Genomic DNA, 22,788 nt, shown 5'->3' with positions numbered 1-22,788 from the left:
ACGCCATACGCTGGGACCATGAATTCTCCCGGCCGGCTGACCGCGTCGAGCGTGCGCGGCAGCACGGTGTGGCCCGTGTTGTTCGGCGTCGGGGTGCTGGCCGGGATGGTTGCGGCGGGTATCGGGGCGCTGGCGCTGGCTGACGCACTGAGCGCGACCGGCCTGCCCGACCCGGGTCCGGTCACCACCTACGGTCTGCCGTTCGTGCGGGCGGCAGGCGAGATCGCGGCCGTCGTCGCGGTGGGGGCGTTCCTGTTCGCAGCGTTCCTGGTCCCGCCACAGACCAACGGCGTGCTGGACGTAGCCGGATACCGCGCGCTGCGCCTCGGATCCGCCGCGTCGGCGGTGTGGACGGTGTGCGCGGCGTTGTTGGTTCCGCTGACCATTTCCGACGTTTCGGGCCAGCCGTTCTTTTCCCACCTCAATCCCGTCGAGGTGTGGTCGGCTACCGGCCTGGTGGACATCGCGGGTGCGTGGCGCTGGACCGCCATCCTGGCCGCAGCGGTGACAGTGGCCAGCCTGCCCGTCCTGCGGTGGGGCTGGACGCCCGCGCTGGTGGCCGGGTCCATGCTGACGCTGATCCCGCTGGCGCTGACCGGGCACTCGTCGTCGGGAGGGTCTCACGACCTGGCCACCAACAGCCTGCTGATCCACCTGATGGCGGCGGCACTGTGGGCGGGCGGGTTGCTGGCGCTGCTGGTGCACGCGCTGCGAGGCGGTGAGCATGCCGATGTGGCGGCCCGCCGGTTCTCCGCGCTGGCGTTGTGGTGCTTCGTCGCGATGGCCGCCAGCGGTGTCCTCAACGCCCTGGTGCGGATCCAACTGCCCGACCTGGTGGACACGCCGTACGGCTGGTTGGTGGTGGGCAAAGCGGTGGCGCTGGCACTGCTCGGTGTGCTCGGCTGGCGCCAGCGTCGCAGCGGGGTGGCGGCGCTGCAGGCCGATCCGGGCGCGCGCCGGCCACTGATCCAATTGGCGATGCTGGAGGCAGCGCTGTTCGGCGCGACATTCGGGATCGCGGTGGGCCTGGGCCGCACCCCGCCGCCACCCATCCCGACCGAACCCAGCGCGACCGAGGTGGCCATCGGATACGACTTCGCCGGTCCGCCGACCGTGGCGCGGGTGCTGTTCGACTGGCGCTTCGATCTGTTGTTCGGCACCGTCGCGATCATCGGCGCTGTCGTGTATCTCGCCGGCGTCTACCGGCTGCGTCACCGGGGCGACCCCTGGCCGGTGGGGCGGACCGTGGCCTGGCTGCTGGGCTGCGCGGCGCTGCTGTTCACCACGTCGTCGGGTCTGGGCAGATATATGCCCGCGATGTTCAGCATGCACATGATCGCGCACATGATGCTCTCGATGCTGGTGCCGGTTCTGCTGGTGCTGGGAGCGCCGGTCACCCTCGCATTACGTGCGTTGCCCACGGCGGGCCGCGACGCGCCGCCCGGCCCGCGGGAATGGCTCCTGGCTGCCCTGCATTCCCGGGTCTCTCAGTTTCTGACCAACCCGATCGTGGCGACGGTGCTGTTCGTGGTCGGGTTCTACGGGCTGTACTTCAGCGGACTCTTCAACGCCGCGGTCAGCGACCACGGCGCCCACGTGCTGATGAACGTCCACTTCCTGCTGTCGGGGTATCTGTTCTACTGGGTGGTGATCGGCATCGATCCGACACCACGCCCGATACCGCACCTCGCCAAGATCGCGATGGTGTTCTCCTCGCTGCCGCTGCATGCCTTCTTCGGCGTGGTGATGATGGGCATGCAGACCGTGCTCGGTGCGACGTTCTATCGGTCACTGCAGTTGAGTTGGCATACCGATCTGCTCGGCGATCAGAAGCTGGGTGGTGGGATCGCTTGGGCAGCAGGGGAAGTCCCACTCGTGATCGTCATGCTTGCCCTGTTGATCCAGTGGCGCCGCAGCGACCAGCGCACCGCAAAACGGCTTGACCGTGCCGCCGATCGTGACGACGACGCCGACCTGGCCGCCTACAACAACATGCTGGCCGAGATGGCACGCCGCGACAATCAGCCGCGCTGAGGGTTATCCCCAAACCCCATTTCATCCACAGGTCTCCCTTTCCCACCGGTTCGTGCCAACCACCGGTGTCGGTGCACCGACGGTCAATGGTCGCTGAGGTGGCCGCGACTTCGGGCGGCGCCGCAACCAGTGAAGCGAAAGGGAATCAGAAATGTTCGAGACACCGTTCACCGTCGTGGGCAACATCGTCACCAATCCGGTCCGGCTCCGTTTCGGCGACCAGGAGCTCTTCAAGTTCCGCGTCGCCAGTAACTCGCGGCGGCGGACCGCGGAGGGCAGCTGGGAGCCGGGGAACTCGCTGTACGTGACCGTCAACTGCTGGGGAAACCTCGCCCGCGGTGTCAGCGCCTCACTCGGGAAGGGCGACGCCGTCGTCGTGGTCGGACACGTTTACACCAGTGAGTACGACGACAAAGAGGGCGTGCGCCGGTCGTCGGTGGAGGTGCGGGCGTCGGCGGTCGGGCCGGACCTGTCGCGCTGCATCGCACGGGTGGAGCAGCTGCAGAAGGCCAGCGGCGGCACGCCGGCACCGGGGTCGACCACCGGATCGGATCAGTCGGCACCGGTCGGTGACGAGCAGGTGGACCGGCCCGATGACGATGTCGACGAGCCCGCCGATGACCTGCTCGATTCCGGGGCACTGCCACTGTCGGCTTGACCACATCCGATCACGCCTAGGATGGGCCGCGAGTAAGAAGGGCTTGTCGCGATTGCGCGCGAGCGCTCGTCAGACAACCCCCGAGTGGCTTCAGAAAGGCACATCACGGCATGGCCGAATTCATCTACACCATGCGGAAGGTCCGCAAGGCGCACGGCGACAAGGTCATTCTTGACGACGTCAACCTGAATTTCCTTCCTGGCGCGAAGATCGGCGTCGTCGGACCCAACGGGGCCGGTAAGTCGAGCGTCTTGCGGATCATGGCGGGTCTCGACCACGCCAACAACGGTGACGCCTACCTGGCGCCCGGCGCATCCGTCGGCATTCTCATGCAGGAACCTCAGCTCGACGAGACCAAGACGGTCCGCGAGAACGTCGAGGACGGCGTGGCCATCAAGGGCAAGCTCAACCGGTACAACGAGGTCGCCGAGCTGATGGCCACCGACTACACCGACGAGCTGATGGAGGAGATGGGCAAGCTCCAGGAGGAGCTCGACGCCGCCGATGCGTGGGACATCGATTCCCAGTTGGAGCAGGCGATGGACGCGCTGCGCTGCCCGCCGCCCGACGAGCCGGTGACCCACCTGTCCGGCGGTGAGCGCCGCCGCGTCGCGTTGTGCAAGCTGCTGCTGTCCAAGCCGGACCTGCTGCTGCTCGACGAACCGACCAACCACCTCGACGCCGAGAGCGTGCTGTGGCTCGAACAGCACCTCGCCGCATACAAGGGCGCCATCCTGGCCGTCACCCACGACCGGTACTTCCTGGACAACGTCGCGGAATGGATCCTGGAGCTCGACCGCGGCCACGCCTACCCGTACGAGGGCAACTACTCGACCTACCTGGAGAAAAAGGCCGAACGCCTCGAGGTCCAGGGCAAGAAGGACCAGAAGCTGCAGAAGCGGCTCAAGGATGAGCTGGCCTGGGTCCGTTCCGGCGCCAAGGCGCGGCAGGCCAAGAACAAGGCACGTCTCGGTCGGTACGAGGAGATGGTGGCCGAAGCGGAGAAGACGCGGAAGCTCGACTTCGAGGAGATCCAGATCCCCGCCCCGCCGCGGCTGGGCAACGTCGTTGTCGAGGTCGAACACCTCGACAAGGGTTTCGAGGGCCGCACCCTGATCAAGGACCTGTCGTTCACGCTGCCGCGTAACGGCATCGTCGGCGTCATCGGCCCTAACGGTGTCGGTAAGACGACCTTGTTCAAGACGATCGTCGGACTGGAACAGCCGGACAGCGGCATAGTGCGGGTCGGCGACACCGTCAAGCTCAGTTACGTCGATCAGAACCGCGCAGGCATCGACCCGAAGAAGAACGTGTGGCAGGTGGTCTCCGACGGCCTGGACTACATCGAGGTCGGTCACAACGAGATTCCGTCGCGGGCGTACGTGTCGGCGTTCGGGTTCAAGGGCCCGGATCAGCAGAAGCCGGCCGGGGTGCTCTCGGGTGGTGAACGCAACCGCCTCAACCTCGCGTTGACGCTCAAGGAGGGCGGCAACCTGATCCTGCTGGACGAGCCGACCAACGATCTCGACGTCGAGACGCTGAGCTCGCTGGAGAATGCGCTGGAGAACTTCCCCGGCTGCGCGGTCGTCATCTCGCACGACCGGTGGTTCCTCGACCGCACGTGTACCCACATCCTGGCCTGGGAGGGTGACGACGACAACGAGGCCAAGTGGTTCTGGTTCGAGGGCAACTTCGGTGCCTACGAGGAGAACAAGATCCAGCGAATGGGCGCCGAGGCGGCACGTCCACACCGGGTGACCCATCGCAAGCTCACGCGCGACTGATCGGGCGTAGAGCGCACAGATTCAGTGACGACTAATGTCGCATCTGCGCACCAGTGCCGGTGCGCATGCGTGAGTCAGGAGTGATCCGTATGACGGCGTGGCCGGGAGCGACTTCAGGGCAGCAGCACAGCGACCGGGAAGAGCCGTCACCGGACGTCATCCAGCGGCTTGCCGTGGCGTTCCTCGCCACCTACCGGGCCCCTCAGGCCGGTGCGCCGGGCACGGCCACCACCGGCCCGATCGCGGCGAATGCGGCCGAGCGGCTCAACTCCGACCACGCGGTGGCAGCCCACTACCGGCTGGGTGGCCGGCGGGCGCCGGGGCAGACCAACGTCGCGGTGTATCCGGGGGACGCCGATACCGGGGCAGAGCTTCAGATCGTCACCGATCAGGCGCCGATGCTGGTCGACTCGGTCACCGTGCTGCTGCACCGGTTGGGGCTGGCCTACACGGCCATCATGAACCCGGTGTTCCGCGTGCGGCGCGGGCCGGACGGGGAACTGCTGGAGATTCACCCCATCGCGGAAGCGCCGGGTGACGGTGCCGACGAGTGCTGGATCCGCATCCCGGTGACTGGGGCCGCGGACGGCAGTTCGCTGACGGAGGCGACGCGGTTGCTGCCAGGCATCCTCGCCGATGCCCGCCAGATCGGACTGGATTCTGGCGCCATGGCTGCCGCTCTGCACGGGCTGGCCAACGATCTGGCGACCGACACCGAGGGCCGGTTTCCCAACGCCGACCGCAAGGACGTCGCGGCGCTGCTGCGGTGGCTGTCCGACGGGCACTTCGTGCTGCTGGGGTACCAGCAGTGCACGGTCAGCGACGGGAACGCATCGGTCGACCGCGCGAGCCGGCTCGGCGTGCTGCGGTTGCGCCAGGACGCGTTTCCGCCGTTGACCAACCAGGATGATCTGCTGGTGCTGGCGCAGGCCACGATGCCGAGCTACCTGCGTTACGGCGCATACCCGTACATCGTCGTGGTCCGGGAGAGTGCCGGTCCGGCAGAAGCGATCGAGCACCGCTTCGTCGGATTGTTCACGGTCGCCGCGACCAACGCCAACGTGCTGGAGATCCCGCTGATCGCCCGGCGGGTCGACGAAGCGCTGGCCATGGCGCGGCGTGACCCGAGCCATCCCGGCCAGCTCCTGCGCGACATCATCGAGACCATCCCGCGCCCGGAGTTGTTCGCGCTCAGCTCCAAGGAGCTGTTGGAGATGGCCATGGCCGTCGTGGACATGGGGTCGCGCCGCCGGACCCTGCTGTTCCTGCGTGCCGATCAGCTCGCACATTTCGTCTCATGCCTGGTCTACCTGCCGCGCGACCGCTACACCACTGCCGTGCGCCTGGAAATGCAGGACATCCTGGTGCGCGAGCTCGGCGGGGTCAGCATCGACTATTCCGCACGCGTCAGCGAATCACCTTGGGCTGTTGTGCATTTCACTGTCCGACTGCCCGACGGATCGCAGGCGGGGAACGTCGACACCTCGTCTGCCAACGAGACCCGTATTCAGAATCTGCTGACCGAGGCCACCCGCAACTGGGGTGACCGGATGACCAGTGCCGCCCCGGCCGCGATCACCCCCGCAGCCATCGAGCACTACGCCACCGCGTTCCCTGCCGACTACCGGCAGGCGGTCGCCCCGGCCGACGCCATCGCCGACATTGCGATCATCGAAGAGCTGCAGGACAATTCGGTCAAGCTGGTGTTCACCGAGGGCGAGGACAGGATCGCCCAGCTGACCTGGTACCTGGGTGGACGGTCCGCGTCGCTGAGCCAGCTGCTCCCGATGCTGCAGTCCATGGGCGTGGTGGTGCTCGAGGAACGACCGTTCACCGTCACCAAGCCCGACGGATTACCCGTCTGGATCTACCAGTTCAAGATCGCGCCGCACCGCAGCATCCCCGATGCGCCGGACGCCGCGGCACAACAGGCCACCGCGCAGCGGTTCGCCGACGCGGTGACCGCGATCTGGTACGGCCGGATGGAGGTCGACCGGTTCAATGAGCTGGTGCTGCGGGCCGCACTGACCTGGCAACAGGTGACCATCCTGAGGGCATACGCAAAGTACTTGCGCCAGGCTGGTTTTCCGTACAGTCAATCGCACATCGAGTCGGTGCTGAACGACAATCCGCACACCGCCCGCTCACTGGTCGAGCTGTTCGAAGCGCTCTTCGATCCGGCGGAGGACGCCGCGACGACCCGGGACGCCCAGAGTGCCGCTGCGGCTGTGTCCGCCGACATCGATGCGCTGGTCAGCCTGGACACCGACCGGGTACTGCGGGCCTTCGCCAGCTTGATCGAGGCCACGCTGCGCACCAACTACTTTGTGGAGAGCCCTGATTCGGCCCGGCATCGCAATGTGTTGTCGATGAAGCTGAATCCGAGTCTGATCAACGAGCTTCCGCTGCCGCGTCCGAAGTTCGAGATCTTCGTGTACTCGCCACGTGTCGAAGGCGTACACCTGCGGTTCGGGTTCGTAGCACGCGGCGGCCTGCGGTGGTCGGATCGCCGGGAGGACTTCCGCACCGAGATTCTGGGCCTGGTCAAAGCGCAGGCGGTGAAGAACGCCGTCATCGTCCCGGTCGGGGCCAAGGGTGGCTTCGTCGTCAAGCACCCCCCGGTGCTCACCGGGGATGCCGCGGCGGACCGGGAGGCCACCCGGGCCGAAGGCGTCGCGTGCTACGAGCTGTTCATCTCCGGATTGCTCGACGTCACCGACAATGTCGATACGGCCAGCGGCGCCGTGGTCACCCCGCCGCAGGTGGTGCGCCGCGACGGCGAGGACGCCTACCTCGTGGTGGCCGCCGACAAGGGCACGGCGACGTTCTCCGATATCGCCAACGAGGTCGCCAAGTCGTACGGCTTCTGGCTGGGTGACGCGTTCGCCTCCGGCGGATCCATCGGCTACGACCACAAGGCGATGGGCATCACCGCCAAGGGCGCATGGGAATCGGTCAAGCGTCACTTCCGGGAGATGGGTGTCGACACCCAGAGCGAAGACTTCACCGTGGTCGGTGTGGGCGATATGAGCGGGGACGTGTTCGGCAACGGCATGTTGCTGTCCAAGCACATCCGGTTGGTGGCAGCCTTCGACCACCGGCACATCTTCGTCGACCCCGACCCGGACGCCGCGACTTCCTGGACGGAGCGCAAGCGGCTCTTCGAGCTGCCCAGGTCCAGCTGGGAGGACTACGACCGTTCGCTGATCAGTGCGGGCGGCGGGGTGTACAGCCGTCAGCAGAAGTCGATTCCGATCAGTCCGGAGATGCGTGCCGCGCTGGGTCTGGACGCCGGTGTCGAGAAGTTGCCGCCGCCTGCGCTGATGAAGGCGATCCTCAAGGCGCCGGTGGATCTGCTGTGGAACGGTGGCATCGGCACCTACGTGAAAGCCGAGACCGAGGCCGACGCCGAGGTCGGCGACCGGGCCAATGATCAGATTCGCGTATGCGGAAACCAGGTGCGGGCCAAGGTCATCGGCGAGGGCGGCAACCTGGGCGTGACTTCCCTGGGCCGCATCGAATTCGATCTCGCAGGCGGCCGCATCAACACCGACGCGTTGGACAACTCCGCGGGTGTCGACTGCTCGGACCACGAGGTCAACATCAAGATCCTCATCGACGCCCTGGTCACCGCGGGCAAGGTCAGTCCCGAGGAGCGCACCGAGTTGCTGTTGTCGATGACCGACGAGGTCGGACAACTGGTGCTGTCCGACAACGAGGATCAGAACGATCTGATGGGCACCAGCCGTGCCAACGCCTCCAGCATGTTGTCGGTGCACGCCCGGATGATCAAGGATTTCGTGACCAACCGCGGCCTCAACCGCGAATTGGAGGCGCTCCCGTCTGAGAAGGAGATCCGGCGCCGCACCGACGCCGGAATCGGCCTGACCTCACCGGAACTCGCCACCCTGATGGCCCATGTCAAACTCGTGCTCAAGGACGAGTTGTTGTCAGGCGACCTGCCCGATCAGGAGGTGTTCGCCTCGCGGCTGCCGGAGTACTTCCCGGCCAAGCTCGCGGCGGCGTTCCGCAGCGAGATCCGGTCGCACCAGCTTCGTCGGGAGATCGTCACCACGATGCTGGTCAACGATCTCGTCGACACCAGCGGAATCTCTTATGCCTACCGCATCACCGAGGACGTCGGCGTCGGACCGGTGGACGCGGTCCGGAGCTACGTCGCCACCAACGCCATTTTCGGGATCGGCGATGTCTGGCGGCAGATCCGCGCGGCGAACCTGCCGGTGGCGGCTTCGGACCGGATGACGCTGGACTTGCGCCGGCTTGTCGACCGGGCCGGGCGCTGGCTGCTCAACTACCGTCCGCAGCCCCTGGCGGTCGGCGCCGAGATCAACCGGTTCGCCGAGAAAGTGGCCGCGCTGACGCCACACATGTCGGAGTGGCTGCGCGGTGACGACAAGGCGATCGTCGCCAAGGAGGCGGGGGAGTTCGTCGCCTACGGCGCCTCCGAGGAGTTGGCCTACTCGGTGGCCACGGGCCTGTACCGGTACAGCCTGCTCGACGTGATCGACATCGCCGACATCGTCGACCGCGATGTCGCCGAGGTCGCCGACACCTACTTCGCGCTGATGGATCACCTCGGCGCCGACGGGCTGCTCACCGCGATTTCGCGGCTGGGCCGTGACGACCGTTGGCACTCGTTGGCACGGTTGGCGATTCGTGATGACATCTACGGATCATTGCGGGCGCTGTGTATGGATGTGCTCGCCGTCGGTGAACCGGACGAAACCGGCGAGCAGAAGATCACCGAATGGGAGATGACGAACAGCTCCAGGGTGACCCGTGCGCGCCGAACTCTGGCCGAGATCTATCAAGATGAAGAGCAGGATCTGGCAACGTTGTCGGTCGCGGCCCGTCAGATCCGCAGCATGACGCGAACGAGCGGAACGGGAACAGCGGGTTGACACAAGGGTTTACGGCGGCCGTGCCGGTGCGCTGGTCGGACATCGACATGTACCAGCACATCAACCACGCCACCATGGTGACGATCCTCGAAGAGGCCCGGATCCCGTTTCTGCGTGAGCCTTTCGGCGCCGACATCACGACCATCGGTCTGCTCATCGCCGAGGTGAAGATCGTCTACAAGGGGCAGTTGCGACTGATGGACTCACCGCTGCAGGTGACGATGTGGTCCAAGCGCGTACGCGCGGTGGACTTCACGGTGGGTTATGAGGTGCGGCCGGTGAACGCCGCGCCCGATGTCAAGCCGTCGGTGATCGCCGAGACGCAGCTGGCCGCCGTCCACATCCAAGAACAGCGGCTGGAACGGCTGACTCCCGTACAACGGGAGTACCTGCAGCGCTATCTGCGATGACCGGCACCGAGCGCGGTCTGTGGTTCGACGATCCGGCACACCGGGCTGACCTGTCGACATTCGTCGAGCGTGCCCTGCGGCTCGATGACGCCAGTGTGGTCCGGCTCCGCGAGCGTGCGGGTGGGCAGGACCAGATCGTGGCCTGGGTGGCAACGGGATTCGACGTGCTGGCCAGCCGGGTGGTCGGCGGACGGGTTCGCCCCGGCGATCTGTCGGCGGGTGCGGACATGCTGGCGGCCGGGCTGGCCGCCCCCGACGGCGAGTACGTCGATCCCGGATTTCCCATGGATTCGGCATGGCGTGGCGGGCTACCGCCTGCGTCCGGTTTCACCCATCTCGACGACGTACCGGCGCGGGTGATGCTGGACCTCGCGCATCAGGGAGCCGCGGTGGCAAGGGAGCACAGCAGTGCTCATGGTCCGCCGGTGTCCCTACTGGATCAGGAGGTCATTGCCGTCAGCGCGGGCGATGTCACCGTAGGTGTGCCGATGCGGTGTGTATTCGCCTTGACCGCAATGGGTTTCCTGCCGCAGACCGGCAACGAGGTGGCGGCCGAGGAGATCGTGCGGGTGCGTGCGCACCCAGCCTGGCTGCGGGTCGACGCGCGCTTCGGCTCGGTCTATCGGCGCCGCGGCGACCCCACCATGGTCCTGGGCTGATTCCTCCCCGCGAGCAGACACTTATGTCCCCTTTTTCTCGGTGTGCGGGGTACCTAACTGTCTGTTCGCGGAGAAACTAGACCAGCCAGACGGCGGTATCGGGCGGCAACATGGCGTCGGGGAGTGGTCCGCTGGCATACAGGACCTCTCCCTCGGGCAAGGGCAGCGGATCGGCGCCCGCATTGAGCGCACACAGCAGGCCGCCGGGAAGCCGAAAGCTCAGCTCATCGACCCAGTCGATTTTCTCACCGCTGAATTCGGCTCGGCTGCTGCGTAATTCGATCGCACGACGGTAGAACGCCAGCATGGAATCCGGCGCATCGAGTTGGTGGACAACGGTCAACGATGCCCACTGTGCCGGCATCGGCAACCATGTATCGGCGGTGGCGGAGAACCCGAACGGCGGCGCGTCACCGGACCACGGCATCGGCACGCGGCAGCCGTCGCGGCCCCGCTCGGTGTGACCGGAGCGTTCCCACACCGGATCCTGTAGCACCTCGTCGGGCAGATCCACGTTGGGTAGCCCGAGTTCCTCACCGTTGTAGACGAATACCGCACCGGGCAGTGCCAGCATCACCAGCGCCATCGCGCGGGCGCGCGCCGTGCCGCGCGCGCCGCCGCCGTAACGGGTGACCTCGCGTTCCACGTCGTGGTTGGACAACGTCCACGTCGGCGTCGCCCCCGCGAGCGTCGCCGCGGCCATCGCGTTGTCGATCGCTTCACGAACCTCAGCGGCATCGTAATCCGCCTGTACCAGACGGAAATTGAACCCCAGATGCAGTTCGTCAGGCCGCAGGTACTTGGCGAACTGCTCGTTGCCGTGGACCCACACCTCACCGATGGCCACCGCGTCGGGATAGTCGTCGAGCACGGTGCGGATGAACCGGTGAACATCGTGCACGGCGTCGTTGTCGAACCGCGGATCGTCCTCGCTGTTGCGCAGCAGCGCGGTGTCGGTCACCGACATGTCAGGCAGCCCGGCCGGTTTGGCCATGCCGTGTGCGACATCGATGCGAAACCCGTCCACGCCGCGGTCCAGCCAGAACCGAAGGGTCTTCTCCAGATCCTCGAATACCTCGGGGTTGTCCCAGTTCAGATCCGGCTGCGCGGCGTCGAACAGGTGCAGATACCACTGCCCGGGTGTGCCGTCGGGCTCGGTGACCCGGGTCCAGGCCGGGCCGCCGAAGACCGACACCCAGTTGTTGGGCGGGGCATCCCCGATGCCGTCGCGGAAGATGTAGCGGTCGCGACGGTCGGTGTTTGCCAGCGCTTCGGCAAACCACGGATGCGCCGAACTCGTGTGGTTGGGGACCAGGTCCATGATGATGCGGATCCCGCGGGCATGTGCCGAGGCGATGAGCCGATCCAGGGCGCCGATGCCGCCGAACAGCGGGTCCACATCGCGTGGGTCGGCGACGTCGTATCCGTGATCGGCCATCGGCGACACCATGACCGGGTTGAGCCACAGCGCCTGCACGCCCAGCGCCGACAGGTAATCCAAGTGTGCGCGGACCCCGTCGAGGTCGCCGACCCCGTCGCCGTTGCTGTCGGCGAACGAGCGTGGGTAGACCTGATAGAAGACCGCGCGTGACCACCAGGGCGTCATCAGAATGTGGAATTCACCATCGAGTCAGCGGCCATGTTCAGGTAGTCCAGGAGGGCCTGGCGGTGGGCGTCGTCGAGCGTCGCCGAATCGATCGAGGCCACGGCGGTGTGCATGCAGCGCAGCCAGGCGTCGCGTTCGAGGAGCCCGATACGAAACGGTGCGTGACGCATTCTCAGCCTCGGATGGCCACGCCGATCGGAGTAGGTCCGCGGTCCGCCCCAGTACTGCTCGAGGAACATCCGCAGCCGGTCTTCAGCACCGTCGATATCGTCCTCGGGGTACAGCGGCAGCAGGATTTCGTCGTCCCGGACAAGCTCGTAGAACCGCGACACGATCGCGGCGAATGTGGCGTGGCCACCAACTTCGTCGTAGAACGAGTGCTGAGGTTGGGTCACGGCTCCATTGTGGCCGATCGCGGGTAATCCACCGCCGCGGCGGTCTCTTCACCCGGTGTTCATCGGACTGACCAGCGGACACACAAAAAATTTTCGTAGCGGTGAGGCTCAATCCGTGGTGAACTGTCTCCTCGGAGGCTCCATGGCACACAGCAAAAAAGGCCATACACGACGGACCGGTCACGTTTCCGGTCCATCGGGACCCCGCGCGCCGGATCGCCCTCTGCACAGCGTCGAAACGCTGGCTCCGACCGGTTCCGAAGCGTCTCTGTGGGGGCGCAGGCGCGTCCTGTTGTTGAATTCGACCTACGAACCGCTCACCGCGCTGCCGATGCGGCGCGCTGTCGTCATGCTCATGTGCGGCAAGGCCGACGTCGTCCACGACGATCCCGGTGGCCCGGTCATCCATTCGGCGACCCGCACGGTCGTGGTGCCCTCGGTGATCAGACTGCGGTCCTTCGTGCGGGTGCCGTTCCGGGCACGCATCCCGATGACCCGCGCCGCACTGATGCACCGCGACCGTTTCCGCTGTGCGTACTGCGGCGGCCGGGCCGACACCGTCGACCACGTGGTGCCACGCAGTCGTGGCGGCGAGCACTCCTGGGAGAATTGCGTCGCGGCCTGCGCGACGTGCAACCACCGCAAGGCAGACCGCCTGCTGACCGAGCTGGGCTGGGCGCTGCGTTGCGTGCCGATGCCACCAAAAGGCCAGCACTGGCGGCTGTTGTCGACCATCAAGGAACTCGATCCGGCCTGGGTGCGGTATCTGGGCGAGGGTGCTGCGTAGCCGACTCGCTTCACCGTTGGCACGGGCGCCCGGCGCTACTGATAAGTTTGCGTCGTGAGCACAGCACTTACGCATTCCCTCATCGGAGGGGTTCCGCTGTTGTTGTTCCTGGTCCTGGCGGTGATGATCTACCGCCACAAGGGGCCGCACCCGGCCACCTACAAGATGTCCGACCCGTGGACACACGAGCCGATCTTGTGGGCCGCCGAGGAGCCGCGCGATCACGGCCACGGTGGGCATGACGCGCATGGAGTCACCATTGGAGGGGGCGCAAGTGGCAAGTGGTGAAATCGCGACCGCCGCGCCAGGAGCGGTCGCCGAGTTGCCGTACGGCTCCGCCCTCACCAGTAGCGGGCGCATCTCCGCGGTCACCGAGCCCGGTGAGCTGTCGGTGCACTACCCGTTCCCGACGATGGATCTCGTCGTTCTCGACAATGCGCTGAAGTACGGCTCACGTGCCAGCAAGGCCCGGTTCGCCGTCTACATCGGGCCGCTCGGCGCGGACACCGCTGCGACGGCCCGCGAGTTGCTCGCGCAGGTGCCCACTCCCGACAACGCGGTGCTGCTCGCGGTCTCACCCGACCAGCACGCGATCGAGGTGGTGTACGGCGCCGACGTCAAGGGCCGTGGCATCGAGGAAGCCGCGCCCCTGGGTGTCTCGGCGGCTGCGGCGTCCTTCAAGGAAGGCAATCTGATCGACGGGCTGATCAGCGCGGTGCGCGTGTTGTCCGCCGGTGTTTCGGCTGCCTGACGTCGTTTTGGCGAGCGTGCGCGTCTGCTGCACGCCGCGTTACGGTGCGGCGGCCAATTGTGTGCTGATCTCCACGTAACGCGTCAAAAACCTGCGCTCGTCGAGGCGTTTCCGGCGCAGCCACCCGGTGACTTCGTCGTTGCATTTGCTCGCATTGCACGACGCGCATGCGGGCACCACGTTGCCGATCGTGTATCGCCCGCCCCGCGAGATCGCCATCACGCAGTCCCGCTGAAATGGGCCGTCCGTTGCGCAGCAGTAGGCGCACCCGCCCCAGGCGGCCTTGATCGCTTCCCACTGGGCGTCGGTGAGGTCGTTGATGACCGCATCGAGCCGACGCTTACGCCTGCGGGCATACCGTGCGCCTCGGGTCCGACTGACCGCCACCGAGTAAGGGTATGGCCTGCGAGCGTGCGCCAACTGCTGCTGGTCGACGGCGTGTCGGGCAGCAGAAGCGCACGCTCGCGCGGCAAAGGCAAGGTCAGGCGTCGAACGCGCGGGCCTTCAGCGCCCGTTCCACACCGGCGCGGCCTTCGATCACGAGCCGGCGCAGGGCGGGCGGCAGCTCGGGGTCGGACAGGAACACGTCGGCGGCATCGATTCCGGCCTGGCTGATGTCCCACGACGGGTAGAGACCGATCACGACCGTCTGGGCGACCTCACTGGACCGTCGTTCCCACACTCCGAGGATCGCGTCGAAATAGCGGTCGCGGAAGGGGGCGAGCAACTCGGCCTGCCCGGGCTGGACGAAGCCGCCGACAATCGCGCGGGTGGTGATATTGGCCAGGGTGTCGTCCTCGATGACCTGAGTCCAGGCCGAATCCTTGACCGCGACCTGTGGGCGTGCCGCCGACGCCGCGGCGGCCTGGCGCTTGCCTGCCGCCGTCGGGTCACGTTGCGCCTCGGCATCGATGAACGGGGTCTGTGCTCCGTCGGAGTCGATCTGCCCGGTACGGGCCAGCGCGGTGACGATCCGCCAGCGCAGATCGGTGTCGACGACAAGACCGGGCAGCCCCAGCGTCACCGGGTCATTCTCGAGGAGGTCGGCGAGGACCGTCGCATGGTGCGGCGAGAGCACCGAGCCGCACACCGCGTTGACGAACGCCAGTTGATGGTCCGATCCGGGCTCGGCGCCGCGGGCCAGTTCCAGCAGCCGGTCGACGAAGGACGGCCAGCCCTGCGCGCGTGACCATTCCGGATCCGCGTACGAGATCAGTGCGGTCTGCGCCTGCAGCAGCAGTCGCTGTGCCACGCCGACCTCGGTCTCGGCGTGCACCCCGGATGACACCAGCGTCACGAAGTCGCGGGCCTTCATCTCGGCCTCGCGGGTCATCTCCCAGGCTGCCGACCAGGCCAGCGTGCGGGGGAGTGGATCGGCGATGTCGGCGATGCGGGTCAGCACCGTCGACAGCGAGTCGGGGTCGAGCCGCAATGAGCAGTAGGTCAGGTCGTCATCGTTGACGAGGATCAACTTGCCCCGTGAAACACCCACCAGCGCAGGTACTTCCGTCAGTTCGCCGTCGACGTCGAGTTCCTCGCGATGGGTGCGCACGAGCTTGCCCGACCCGTCGTCGTCATATACGCCGACGGCCAGCCGGTGCACCCGCGTCTCACCGGCGCCGGGTGCGGCACCGGACTGTGCGATCGCGAACCGGCTGAACGCCCCGGAATCGTCGACGTCGAAATCGGCGCGCAGGGTGTTCAGCCCCGTGGTCTTGAGCCACTGCCTGCCCCATCCGGACAGGTCACGCCCGGACGCCTTCTCCAGCGCACCCAACAGGTCGCCGAAGGTCGCGTTGGCGAAAGCGTGATCGCGGAAGTAGTCGCGCAGGCCGGCGAGGAACTCTTCCAGCCCGACGTAGGCCACCAGTTGCTTGAGCACCGACGCGCCCTTGGCGTAGGTGATGCCGTCGAAGTTGACTTCGACGGCGGCCAGGTCGGGGATGTCCGCTGCCACCGGGTGGGTCGAGGGCAGCTGATCCTGCCGGTATGCCCAGGACTTCTCCACGTTGGCGAACGTGGTCCAGGCCTGCTTGTATTCGGTGGCCTCGGCCTGGCACAGCACCGAGGCGAACGTCGCGAAGGATTCGTTGAGCCACAAGTCGTCCCACCATGTCATGGTGACGAGGTCGCCGAACCACATGTGGGCCATCTCGTGCAGCACGGTCTCGCAGCGGCGTTCGTAGGATGCGCGGGTCACCTTCGACCGGAAGACGTAATCCTCCAGGAATGTCACCGCACCGGCGTTCTCCATGGCGCCGGCGTTGAACTCCGGAACGAACAACTGGTCGTACTTGCCGAACGCGTACGGGGTGCCGAAGTTGGCGTGGTAGAAGCCGAAACCCTGCTTGGTCTCGGTGAACAGCCGGTCGGCGTCCATGTACTCGGCCAGCGACTTGCGGCAGAACAGCCCGAGCGGGATCTTGCCGTGTTCGTCGGAGTATTCGTCGCGCCACACCGCGTACGGTCCGGCGATCAATGCGACCAGGTAGGTGCTCATCCGCGGGGTGGTGGCGAAGATGTGAACGGTCTCGTTGGTCGATGTTTCGGCCGAGATGGTCGCCCCGTTGGAGATGACCTCCCAATGCGAGGGCGCAGTGACGTGGATGTCGAAGGTGGCCTTGAGATCGGGTTGGTCGAAACAGGCGAATTTCCGCTTGGCGTCGGCGGTTTCGAACTGCGAGTACAGGTACACCTCGTTGTCGACGGGGTCGACGAAGCGGTGCAGCCCCTCACCGGTGTTGGAGTACAGGCAGTCGGCGTCGACCACGAGGACGTTGTGCTCCGCCAGCCCGGACAGCGCGATTCCGGCGGATTCGTCGTACGTCGAAACATCGAGTGCGACGCCGTTGAGCGTCGCGCTGTGAATCTTGTCGGCCGCGAGGTCGATGACCGTATCGGAGCCAGGCAGTGCGTCGAATTCCACGGTCGTGGTCGACCGGAAGGTGCGTTCGCTCGGCCTGCCTTGGCCGTCGGTGAGGTCGAGGATGATCCGGTAGTTGTCGACGGTGACCAGAGCTGCGCGCTCGACGGCCTGGTCGCGAGTCAGATTGGGAAGTACCACCCGTCCAACTTATCGGCTGGCCGCGCGGTTGGCGTCCGCTACCGGGGGAAGCCGGCGATCCCGCTGAGTGCGTTCAGTGCGCCCAAGTTGTTCAGAATCGATCCATCGCTGATGGAGGACATCATCTGCGGGCAGTACATCGAGATCGCGATCCCGGTGAAGAACGACGCCATTTCCGGGGACATGCCGTTGTTACCCCGCATCTGCGAGGCGACAGAGGCGAAGTTCTTACCCGGCTCGACCAGCATCGGGCAGACGTCCTGGCCCATCTGGACGGCGGCGCCCGGGTCGTTGTACCCCACACCTGCGTTGTTCAACGCATTCAGGAACGAGCCATCGTTCGGGTTGGCCGGGTTGGCCGGGTAGCCCGGAACAGTCGGAATTGCCGGAATGGGCGGGATAACCGGGTCGGCCTGGGCGGGCGCCGCGAGCACCAGGCCGGCGGTGAGAGCGGCGATGGACGCCACGATGGTGCGAGCGGTCATGTAGGGGCTCCTCAGCTGCCACGGGGAGCACTCACAGCGCTCTGTTCCCTCCCGTAACTTTGGTTCACTAGGGTCACATTCACAGCACGGTTTGATAAAAGTTCGCACACTATGCGTTTCCTGTGCCGCCGCGACGTCATCGCTGTGCAATGGGCCGCGCCGGGAACAGTCCTATCGTATGCGCAGTTGTGCTGAACGGAATTCTGGCCCAGATCACACCGAGAGGATGAGTTTGATGGCTCAAAAGGATGTCGCAGGTTTTTGGTTCGACCCGCTGTGCCCGTGGTGCTGGATCACGTCGCGTTGGATCCTGGAAGTGGAGAAGGTCCGCGATATCGAGGTCCAGTTCCATGTGATGAGCCTTGCGGTGCTCAACGAGGGTCGTGACCTGCCCGAGGAGTACCAGGAGGCCATGAAGAAGGCGTGGGGCCCGGTGCGGGTCGCCATCGCCGCCGAGCAGCTGAAGGGCCAGGAGATCCTCTCGCCGCTCTACACCGCGATGGGTTTCCGCATCCACAATCAGGAGAACCAGGACTTCGACGAGGTGATCGCCCAGTCCCTCGACGAGGTCGGCCTGCCCGCCGAGCTGGCCGAGGCGGCCACCACCGACAAGTACGACGAGGCGTTGCGCAAGAGCCACCACGCCGGCATGGACGCCGTCGGCGACGATGTCGGTACCCCGACGATCCACGTCAACGGGGTGGCATTCTTCGGTCCGGTGCTGTCGCGGATCCCGCGCGGCGAGGAGGCCGGCAAGCTGTGGGACGCCTCGGTGACCTTCGCGTCGTACCCGCATTTCTGGGAGCTCAAGCGCAGCCGCACCGAGCGTCCCGAATTTAATTAGCCATTCCAGTTGCGTTACACCGTGGTTCACGCCACGGTGTAACGCATGATTGTGGATCACCCATGACGGGGGCCGAGCCCAGCACCGACGGTTCCTATCGGGATCGGATCGCGGCCGTAGAGCCCGGTGGCAACGAGGTCATCGCGGAGGCCGACCGACACGGCAAGCCCAGCCAGCTGTTCTGGACCTGGACATCGCCCAACCTGGAGTTCGCCACGATCTTCGTCGGCGTGCTATCCGTCGCCTATTACGGCATGACGTTCTGGCAGGCCGTGGCCGGTCTGGTGCTCGGTACCGCGCTCGGTGCCACCGCGCACTACGTGCTGTCGGCCCGGGGGCCGCTCCACGGCGTACCGCAGATGGTGTTGGGCCGGTTGCCCTTCGGATTCAAGGGCAACGCCGTACCCGCCGTCTTGATGTCGGTGACCGCAGGTATCGGCTGGTTCGCCACCAACAGCGTCAGCGGCGCCTTCGCCCTGTCCTCGCTGTTCGGGGTGGGCCCCTTGGTGGCGCTGATGATCATCGTGCTGGTGCAGACCTCGCTGGCGTTCTTCGGCCACAACCTGGTCCAGGCATTCGAACGTTGGGCATTCCCGGTGCTGGCGGTCATCTTCGCGATCACCTCGGTGGCGATCCTGGCCCGAGCCGATCTCGGCGCTCCCGCCGTCGACGGCGGCGTCGGGGGGATCGGTGGCTTCCTGCTCACCGTGGGAACCGCGTTCGGTTACGTCGCCGGATGGACGCCGTACGCCGCGGACTACACCCGTTACCTGCCCAGTACGGTGTCGGGACCGCGGACCGGGTTCTTCGCCGCCGCAGGGCTGTTCGTGTCCTGCGTGACGCTTTCGGCCGTCGGTGCTGCTTCGGTCACGATCGCCACCGCGGTCTCCGACAACCCCGCCGAGGCGTTCACCTCCGCGCTGAGTCCGTGGCTGGCCGGCCTCACGTTGCTGGCCATCGCCATCGGCGCCGTGGCCGCCAATGCCATCAACGTCTACTCCGGAGCCATGGCTTTCGTGACGATCGGCATCAAGCTGCCGCAGCATGTGGCCCGCGCATTGGTGACGGTGTTCTTCGGAGTCGCAGGTTTCCTGATCGCCTGGTGGGCGCTGGCCGATGCCGCCGCCAGCTATGAGGCGTTCCTGCTGATCATCGCCTACTGGATCGGGCCGTGGCTGGGTGTGGTGTTCGCCGACCAGTATCTGCGCCGTGGGCAGCCGGTCGCCGGGTTGCTCTATGACCGGTCCTACTCCAACTGGCCCGGCCTGCTGGCGTTCGGCATCGGGCTGGTGGTGTCGGTGCTGCTGTTCTGCAATCAGGTGAATTTTGTCGGCTACGTGGCCAGGTCGGTCCCGCAGTTGGGTGACATCACGTTCTTTGTGGGCTTCCTCATCGCGGGTGCCGGTTACCTGCTGTTGTGCCGGTCCAAAATCGAATCGGAAAGGGTAGTGGGATGACTCCGGAGCAGATGCTCGACGTCGCCGTCGAGGAGGCGCGAAAAGGCTTGGCCGAAGGCGGGGTTCCGATCGGGGCCGCACTCTTCAGCAGCGATGGAAAGCTGCTCGGGTCGGGGCGCAACCGGCGCGTGCAGAACGACGATCCGTCTGTGCATGCCGAGACCGACGCGTTCCGGGCAGCGGGCCGCCAGCGCGGCTACCGTTCCACGACCATGGTGACGACGTTGTCGCCGTGCTGGTACTGCAGTGGACTGGTCCGCCAGTTCAACATCGGGGCGCTGGTGATCGGCGAGGCCAGTACCTTCCACGGCGGACACGACTGGGTCGCCGAGCACGGGGTGAAGGTGACAGTGCTCGACGACAAGCGGTGCGTGGCCATGATGGAAGAGTTCATCACTGCCAAGCCTGAGGTGTGGGCGGAGGACATCGGCGAATGAGTGCCATTGTGACAGTGGATATTTCCCGTTGGTACGCCGGCGGGCCGGATGCCGACGCGCTCGCGGCCGAGGTCGACGCGGGGTTGCAGCGCGCAGGCTTCATCGTGGTCACCGGCCACGGCGTCGACACCGCTCTCGCGGCGCGGGTGCGGGCAGCCAGCCGGGAATTCTTCGCGCTGCCCGACGACGTCAAGCAGACCTACTCGGTACCTGTCGGCGGGCACGGCTGGATCGGCCCCGGCGCGGAGGCCAACGGCTACGCCGAGGGCACCGAAACCCCACCGGATCTCAAGGAGAGTTACAGCCTGGGCGCCGAAACCGCCACGGGTGATCCCGAGGTGGACCGGATCTGGTTCGCGCCCAACGTGTGGCCTGCCGAGGTCCCGACCATGCAGCCGCTGGTGGCCGAGTACACCGCCGCGATGCGGCGGCTGGCCGACGACCTTCTCGCACTTTTCGCCCACGCACTCGGCCTGCCGGCGAATCCTTTTGGCGCGCTCGCTGATCGCCCGACCTGGACGATGAACATCAATCACTACCCGCCGGTGAGCGTGGTGGGCGAACCCGAGCCCGGCCAATTCCGCATCGGCCCGCACACCGACTTCGGAACGGTGACGATCCTGGACCGCGAACCAGGCGCCGGTGGCCTGCAGGTGTACTCCGAGGCCGAAGGCTGGGAGGACGCGCCGTGGGAACCGGGCGCGTTGACCGTCAACATCGGAGATCTGCTGGAGTACTGGAGTGGGCGCCGATGGCCGTCAGGGCGCCACCGCGTGCTGCCGCCCCAGCCTCACGCCCCCGAAGAGGACCTGGTCTCGCTGATCTATTTCTACGAGGCAAACCACGATGCCCTCGTCATCCCACTGGAGCCACCGATCGGCCAGGTGTCGGGGCTGGAGCCGGTGACGTCATCGGGTTTCATCAAGGAGCGCCTCGACGCCATCACCATCGGGTAGCCCCGAGGCCACCGCGTCGAGCGCGGCGAGTTGCTCTGCGGTGAAAGCGATCTCACCCACGGCCAGGTTCTCCTGCAGATGCGCGACCGACGTGGTGCCGGCGATGAGCAGCACGTTGGGCGCGTGTGCCAGCAGCCACGCCAGCCCGACCTGCGCACCCGTAACGCCGATCTCGGCGGCAATCCGCTGTACCACAGCGTTTTCGGCGACCTTCGGTAAACCAGGGCAGGCCGAGCCGAGCGGGAAGAACGGTACCCACGCGATGCCCTGTTCGACGCACAGCGCCAGTTCGTCCTCGTGGGTGCGGGTGAGCAGGCTGTAAGCGTTCTGTACGCACACGATTCCCGCGGGCAGGGCACGGCGCAGCGTGTCCAGGCCGACATGGCTCAGACCGATCGCGCCGATCTTCCCTTCCTCGCGCAGGGCGATCATCTCGGCGATCTGATCATCGAGGTCGACGATCTGATCCCTCTCGGCGATCAGGCCCGGCCCGAAGTCGGCGCGGCGCAGGTTCACCACGGGGATCTGCTCCAGGCTCAGGTCGGCGAGGTCTGATTCGACGGCCGCGCGCAGGTCGTCCGGATGCTGGGCAAGGGCAAGCGGAACCGGTCCGGTGGCGTGCCGGGCGCCGACCTTGCTCACGATCGTCAGCTTGTCGGGATAGGGGGAGAGGGCGTCGCGGATGCGCTGGTTGACAAGGCCGCCGTCGTAGAAGGACGCGGTGTCGATGTGGTCGACGCCGAGGTCGACCGCACGGCGCAGCACCGCCACGGCATCGTCATGGGGAAGTTCGTGCCCGAGCCCCATGGCGCCGTAGCCGATCCGTGCGACGGGGTGCCCGCCGAGGCTGCCGGTGCCGCCTGGGTGCGATGTCGTCATGGTGCGCTCCTGTGATGTCATAATCGAGAATGATGCGGAGGGTTCTCCGCTTCTGCACACTAGCAAAACGGAGGAGCCTCCGCTATGGCTGAACGTGCCGACGCGCGTCGAAACCGGGAACGGCTGCTCGCGACCGCCGCGGCAGCCTTCGCCGAATCCGACGGCCCGGTCTCACTGGAAGGCATCGCTCGCGACGCCGGCGTCGGCATCGGGACGCTCTACCGCCACTTCCCGAATCGGGAAGCCCTCATCGAAGCCGTCTACCGCAGTGAGCTCGCGGAGGTTTCGGCCACGGCCGCCGACCTGGTCGGCCGATACCCGCCACCGGCGGCGCTACGCCGCTGGATGGACCGTTATGCAACGTTCGTCGCCGCCAAGAAGGGGATGGCCGAATCCCTGCGCACCATCTTCGAATCCGGTGCGGTCGACCACTGCGACAGCAGAGCCAGTGTCTTCGCGGCGGTGCAGACGCTGCTGGATGCCGGTGCCGCCGACGGCAGCCTGCGCGCCGACGTGCGGGCCGACGATGTGGTGTTCAGCTTGCTCGGAATCCTCTTGGTCAGCGGCTCGGGCGAGCAGTCTCAGCGGATGCTCGACCTGCTCGTGGCGGGCGTCCAAGCCGGTGCTGTGGCGAAGCATTGACGCGTTAGGGTTACCGCC

At 66.4% G+C, this 22,788-nt stretch carries 20 protein-coding genes; 14 read left to right on the top strand and 6 right to left on the bottom strand.

Annotated features, from left to right (window positions below; genetic code table 11):
• Positions 1 to 18: 18 nt before the first annotated feature.
• The 6 genes from M1247_RS22635 (at position 19) to M1247_RS22610 (ending at position 10,467) form a co-directional block, all read left to right on the top strand.
• Entirely contained in the window at positions 19 to 2,034 is a 2,016-nt protein-coding gene (locus M1247_RS22635; protein ID WP_317158640.1) for a bifunctional copper resistance protein CopD/cytochrome c oxidase assembly protein, read from the top strand.
• Between the two features lie 151 nt (positions 2,035 to 2,185).
• Entirely contained in the window at positions 2,186 to 2,692 is a 507-nt protein-coding gene (locus tag M1247_RS22630) for a single-stranded DNA-binding protein (RefSeq protein WP_317158639.1), read from the top strand.
• 110 nt (positions 2,693 to 2,802) lie between these two features.
• Positions 2,803 to 4,476, top strand: coding sequence for an energy-dependent translational throttle protein EttA (gene ettA / locus M1247_RS22625; RefSeq protein WP_317158638.1), 1,674 nt, complete (start codon positions 2,803 to 2,805; stop codon positions 4,474 to 4,476).
• Between the two features lie 89 nt (positions 4,477 to 4,565).
• On the top strand, positions 4,566 to 9,398 hold the full coding sequence (locus M1247_RS22620) for an NAD-glutamate dehydrogenase (RefSeq protein WP_317158637.1): 4,833 nt from the start codon (positions 4,566 to 4,568) through the stop codon (positions 9,396 to 9,398).
• Positions 9,395 to 9,808: an acyl-CoA thioesterase gene (locus M1247_RS22615; protein WP_317158636.1), complete on the top strand. Its 414-nt coding sequence runs from the start codon at positions 9,395 to 9,397 to the stop codon at positions 9,806 to 9,808. Before M1247_RS22620 ends, M1247_RS22615 begins: the two co-directional genes overlap by 4 nt.
• Positions 9,805 to 10,467: a DUF8010 domain-containing protein gene (locus tag M1247_RS22610; RefSeq protein ID WP_317158635.1), complete on the top strand. Its 663-nt coding sequence runs from the start codon at positions 9,805 to 9,807 to the stop codon at positions 10,465 to 10,467. Before M1247_RS22615 ends, M1247_RS22610 begins: the two co-directional genes overlap by 4 nt.
• Before the next feature lie 76 nt (positions 10,468 to 10,543).
• On the opposite strand, the gene M1247_RS22605 is transcribed toward M1247_RS22610, so the two are convergent.
• Both M1247_RS22605 and M1247_RS22600 read right to left on the bottom strand, forming a co-directional pair.
• Entirely contained in the window at positions 10,544 to 12,073 is a 1,530-nt protein-coding gene (locus M1247_RS22605) for a glycoside hydrolase family 13 protein (protein WP_317158634.1), read from the bottom strand.
• Positions 12,073 to 12,468, bottom strand: a complete 396-nt coding sequence (locus M1247_RS22600) for a globin (RefSeq protein WP_317158633.1) — start codon at positions 12,466 to 12,468, stop codon at positions 12,073 to 12,075. Before M1247_RS22600 ends, M1247_RS22605 begins: the two co-directional genes overlap by 1 nt.
• 142 nt (positions 12,469 to 12,610) lie before the next feature.
• On the opposite strand from M1247_RS22600, the gene M1247_RS22595 reads away from it, so the two are divergent.
• The 3 genes from M1247_RS22595 to M1247_RS22585 are packed head-to-tail and all read left to right on the top strand — an operon-like array spanning position 12,611 to position 14,006.
• Positions 12,611 to 13,255, top strand: coding sequence for an HNH endonuclease (locus tag M1247_RS22595; protein WP_317158632.1), 645 nt, complete (start codon positions 12,611 to 12,613; stop codon positions 13,253 to 13,255).
• A 54-nt stretch (positions 13,256 to 13,309) separates the two neighbouring features.
• The gene (gene ctaJ / locus M1247_RS22590) at positions 13,310 to 13,543 is read left to right on the top strand and encodes an aa3-type cytochrome oxidase subunit CtaJ (protein ID WP_317158631.1); all 234 of its coding nucleotides are present in this window, start codon (positions 13,310 to 13,312) and stop codon (positions 13,541 to 13,543) included.
• A complete protein-coding gene (locus tag M1247_RS22585) occupies positions 13,530 to 14,006 on the top strand; it encodes a DUF5130 domain-containing protein (protein ID WP_317158630.1) in 477 nt (158 codons plus the stop codon). Before ctaJ ends, M1247_RS22585 begins: the two co-directional genes overlap by 14 nt.
• Positions 14,007 to 14,045: 39 nt before the next feature.
• Here M1247_RS22585 and M1247_RS22580 read toward each other — a convergent pair whose 3' ends face one another.
• The 3 genes from M1247_RS22580 to M1247_RS22570 all read right to left on the bottom strand — a co-directional run bounded on the left by M1247_RS22580 (position 14,046) and on the right by M1247_RS22570 (position 17,555).
• Positions 14,046 to 14,393: an HNH endonuclease gene (locus tag M1247_RS22580; protein ID WP_317158629.1), complete on the bottom strand. Its 348-nt coding sequence runs from the start codon at positions 14,391 to 14,393 to the stop codon at positions 14,046 to 14,048.
• 94 nt (positions 14,394 to 14,487) lie between these two features.
• Positions 14,488 to 17,070 (bottom strand): aminopeptidase N, encoded by a 2,583-nt coding sequence (pepN, locus tag M1247_RS22575; protein ID WP_317158628.1) that lies wholly within the window; start codon positions 17,068 to 17,070, stop codon positions 14,488 to 14,490.
• Between the two features lie 38 nt (positions 17,071 to 17,108).
• Positions 17,109 to 17,555 (bottom strand): DUF732 domain-containing protein, encoded by a 447-nt coding sequence (locus M1247_RS22570; protein ID WP_317158627.1) that lies wholly within the window; start codon positions 17,553 to 17,555, stop codon positions 17,109 to 17,111.
• 235 nt (positions 17,556 to 17,790) lie between these two features.
• Here M1247_RS22570 and M1247_RS22565 point away from each other — a divergent pair, with 235 nt between their 5' ends.
• The 4 genes from M1247_RS22565 to M1247_RS22550 all read left to right on the top strand — a co-directional run bounded on the left by M1247_RS22565 (position 17,791) and on the right by M1247_RS22550 (position 21,249).
• The gene (locus tag M1247_RS22565) at positions 17,791 to 18,399 is read left to right on the top strand and encodes a mycothiol-dependent nitroreductase Rv2466c family protein (RefSeq protein WP_317158626.1); all 609 of its coding nucleotides are present in this window, start codon (positions 17,791 to 17,793) and stop codon (positions 18,397 to 18,399) included.
• Between the two features lie 62 nt (positions 18,400 to 18,461).
• Entirely contained in the window at positions 18,462 to 19,856 is a 1,395-nt protein-coding gene (locus M1247_RS22560) for a purine-cytosine permease family protein (protein ID WP_317158625.1), read from the top strand.
• Entirely contained in the window at positions 19,853 to 20,293 is a 441-nt protein-coding gene (locus tag M1247_RS22555) for a nucleoside deaminase (protein WP_317158624.1), read from the top strand. Before M1247_RS22560 ends, M1247_RS22555 begins: the two co-directional genes overlap by 4 nt.
• Entirely contained in the window at positions 20,290 to 21,249 is a 960-nt protein-coding gene (locus M1247_RS22550) for an isopenicillin N synthase family dioxygenase (RefSeq protein ID WP_317158623.1), read from the top strand. The genes M1247_RS22555 and M1247_RS22550 overlap by 4 nt, the downstream gene beginning before the upstream one ends.
• Here M1247_RS22550 and M1247_RS22545 read toward each other — a convergent pair.
• Positions 21,202 to 22,128: an aldo/keto reductase gene (locus tag M1247_RS22545; RefSeq protein WP_317158622.1), complete on the bottom strand. Its 927-nt coding sequence runs from the start codon at positions 22,126 to 22,128 to the stop codon at positions 21,202 to 21,204. The genes M1247_RS22550 and M1247_RS22545 overlap by 48 nt on opposite strands.
• A gap of 84 nt (positions 22,129 to 22,212) precedes the next feature.
• Here M1247_RS22545 and M1247_RS22540 point away from each other — a divergent pair, with 84 nt between their 5' ends.
• The gene (locus M1247_RS22540) at positions 22,213 to 22,770 is read left to right on the top strand and encodes a TetR/AcrR family transcriptional regulator (protein ID WP_317158621.1); all 558 of its coding nucleotides are present in this window, start codon (positions 22,213 to 22,215) and stop codon (positions 22,768 to 22,770) included.
• The last annotated feature ends 18 nt before the right edge of the window (positions 22,771 to 22,788 follow it).

The sequence above is a fragment of the Mycobacterium appelbergii genome (assembly GCF_032883035.1).
GTDB classification, from domain to species: domain Bacteria; phylum Actinomycetota; class Actinomycetes; order Mycobacteriales; family Mycobacteriaceae; genus Mycobacterium; species Mycobacterium appelbergii.
The sequence above is the reverse complement of the archived record's forward strand: the minus strand, read 5'-3'. Positions and strand labels throughout refer to the sequence as shown.

Excerpts from the sequence above, each read along its gene's own strand:
- M1247_RS22635 (WP_317158640.1), top strand. The coding sequence starts at position 19 with ATGAATTCTCCCGGCCGGCTGACCGCGTCGAGCGTGCGCGGCAGCACG.
- M1247_RS22630 (WP_317158639.1), top strand. The coding sequence starts at position 2,186 with ATGTTCGAGACACCGTTCACCGTCGTGGGCAACATCGTCACCAATCCG.
- ettA (WP_317158638.1), top strand. The coding sequence starts at position 2,803 with ATGGCCGAATTCATCTACACCATGCGGAAGGTCCGCAAGGCGCACGGC.
- M1247_RS22620 (WP_317158637.1), top strand. The coding sequence starts at position 4,566 with ATGACGGCGTGGCCGGGAGCGACTTCAGGGCAGCAGCACAGCGACCGG.
- M1247_RS22610 (WP_317158635.1), top strand. The coding sequence starts at position 9,805 with ATGACCGGCACCGAGCGCGGTCTGTGGTTCGACGATCCGGCACACCGG.
- M1247_RS22605 (WP_317158634.1), bottom strand. The coding sequence starts at position 12,073 with ATGACGCCCTGGTGGTCACGCGCGGTCTTCTATCAGGTCTACCCACGC.
- M1247_RS22595 (WP_317158632.1), top strand. The coding sequence starts at position 12,611 with ATGGCACACAGCAAAAAAGGCCATACACGACGGACCGGTCACGTTTCC.
- M1247_RS22570 (WP_317158627.1), bottom strand. The coding sequence starts at position 17,555 with ATGACCGCTCGCACCATCGTGGCGTCCATCGCCGCTCTCACCGCCGGC.
- M1247_RS22565 (WP_317158626.1), top strand. The coding sequence starts at position 17,791 with ATGGCTCAAAAGGATGTCGCAGGTTTTTGGTTCGACCCGCTGTGCCCG.
- M1247_RS22560 (WP_317158625.1), top strand. The coding sequence starts at position 18,462 with ATGACGGGGGCCGAGCCCAGCACCGACGGTTCCTATCGGGATCGGATC.
- M1247_RS22555 (WP_317158624.1), top strand. The coding sequence starts at position 19,853 with ATGACTCCGGAGCAGATGCTCGACGTCGCCGTCGAGGAGGCGCGAAAA.
- M1247_RS22550 (WP_317158623.1), top strand. The coding sequence starts at position 20,290 with ATGAGTGCCATTGTGACAGTGGATATTTCCCGTTGGTACGCCGGCGGG.
- M1247_RS22545 (WP_317158622.1), bottom strand. The coding sequence starts at position 22,128 with ATGACGACATCGCACCCAGGCGGCACCGGCAGCCTCGGCGGGCACCCC.
- M1247_RS22540 (WP_317158621.1), top strand. The coding sequence starts at position 22,213 with ATGGCTGAACGTGCCGACGCGCGTCGAAACCGGGAACGGCTGCTCGCG.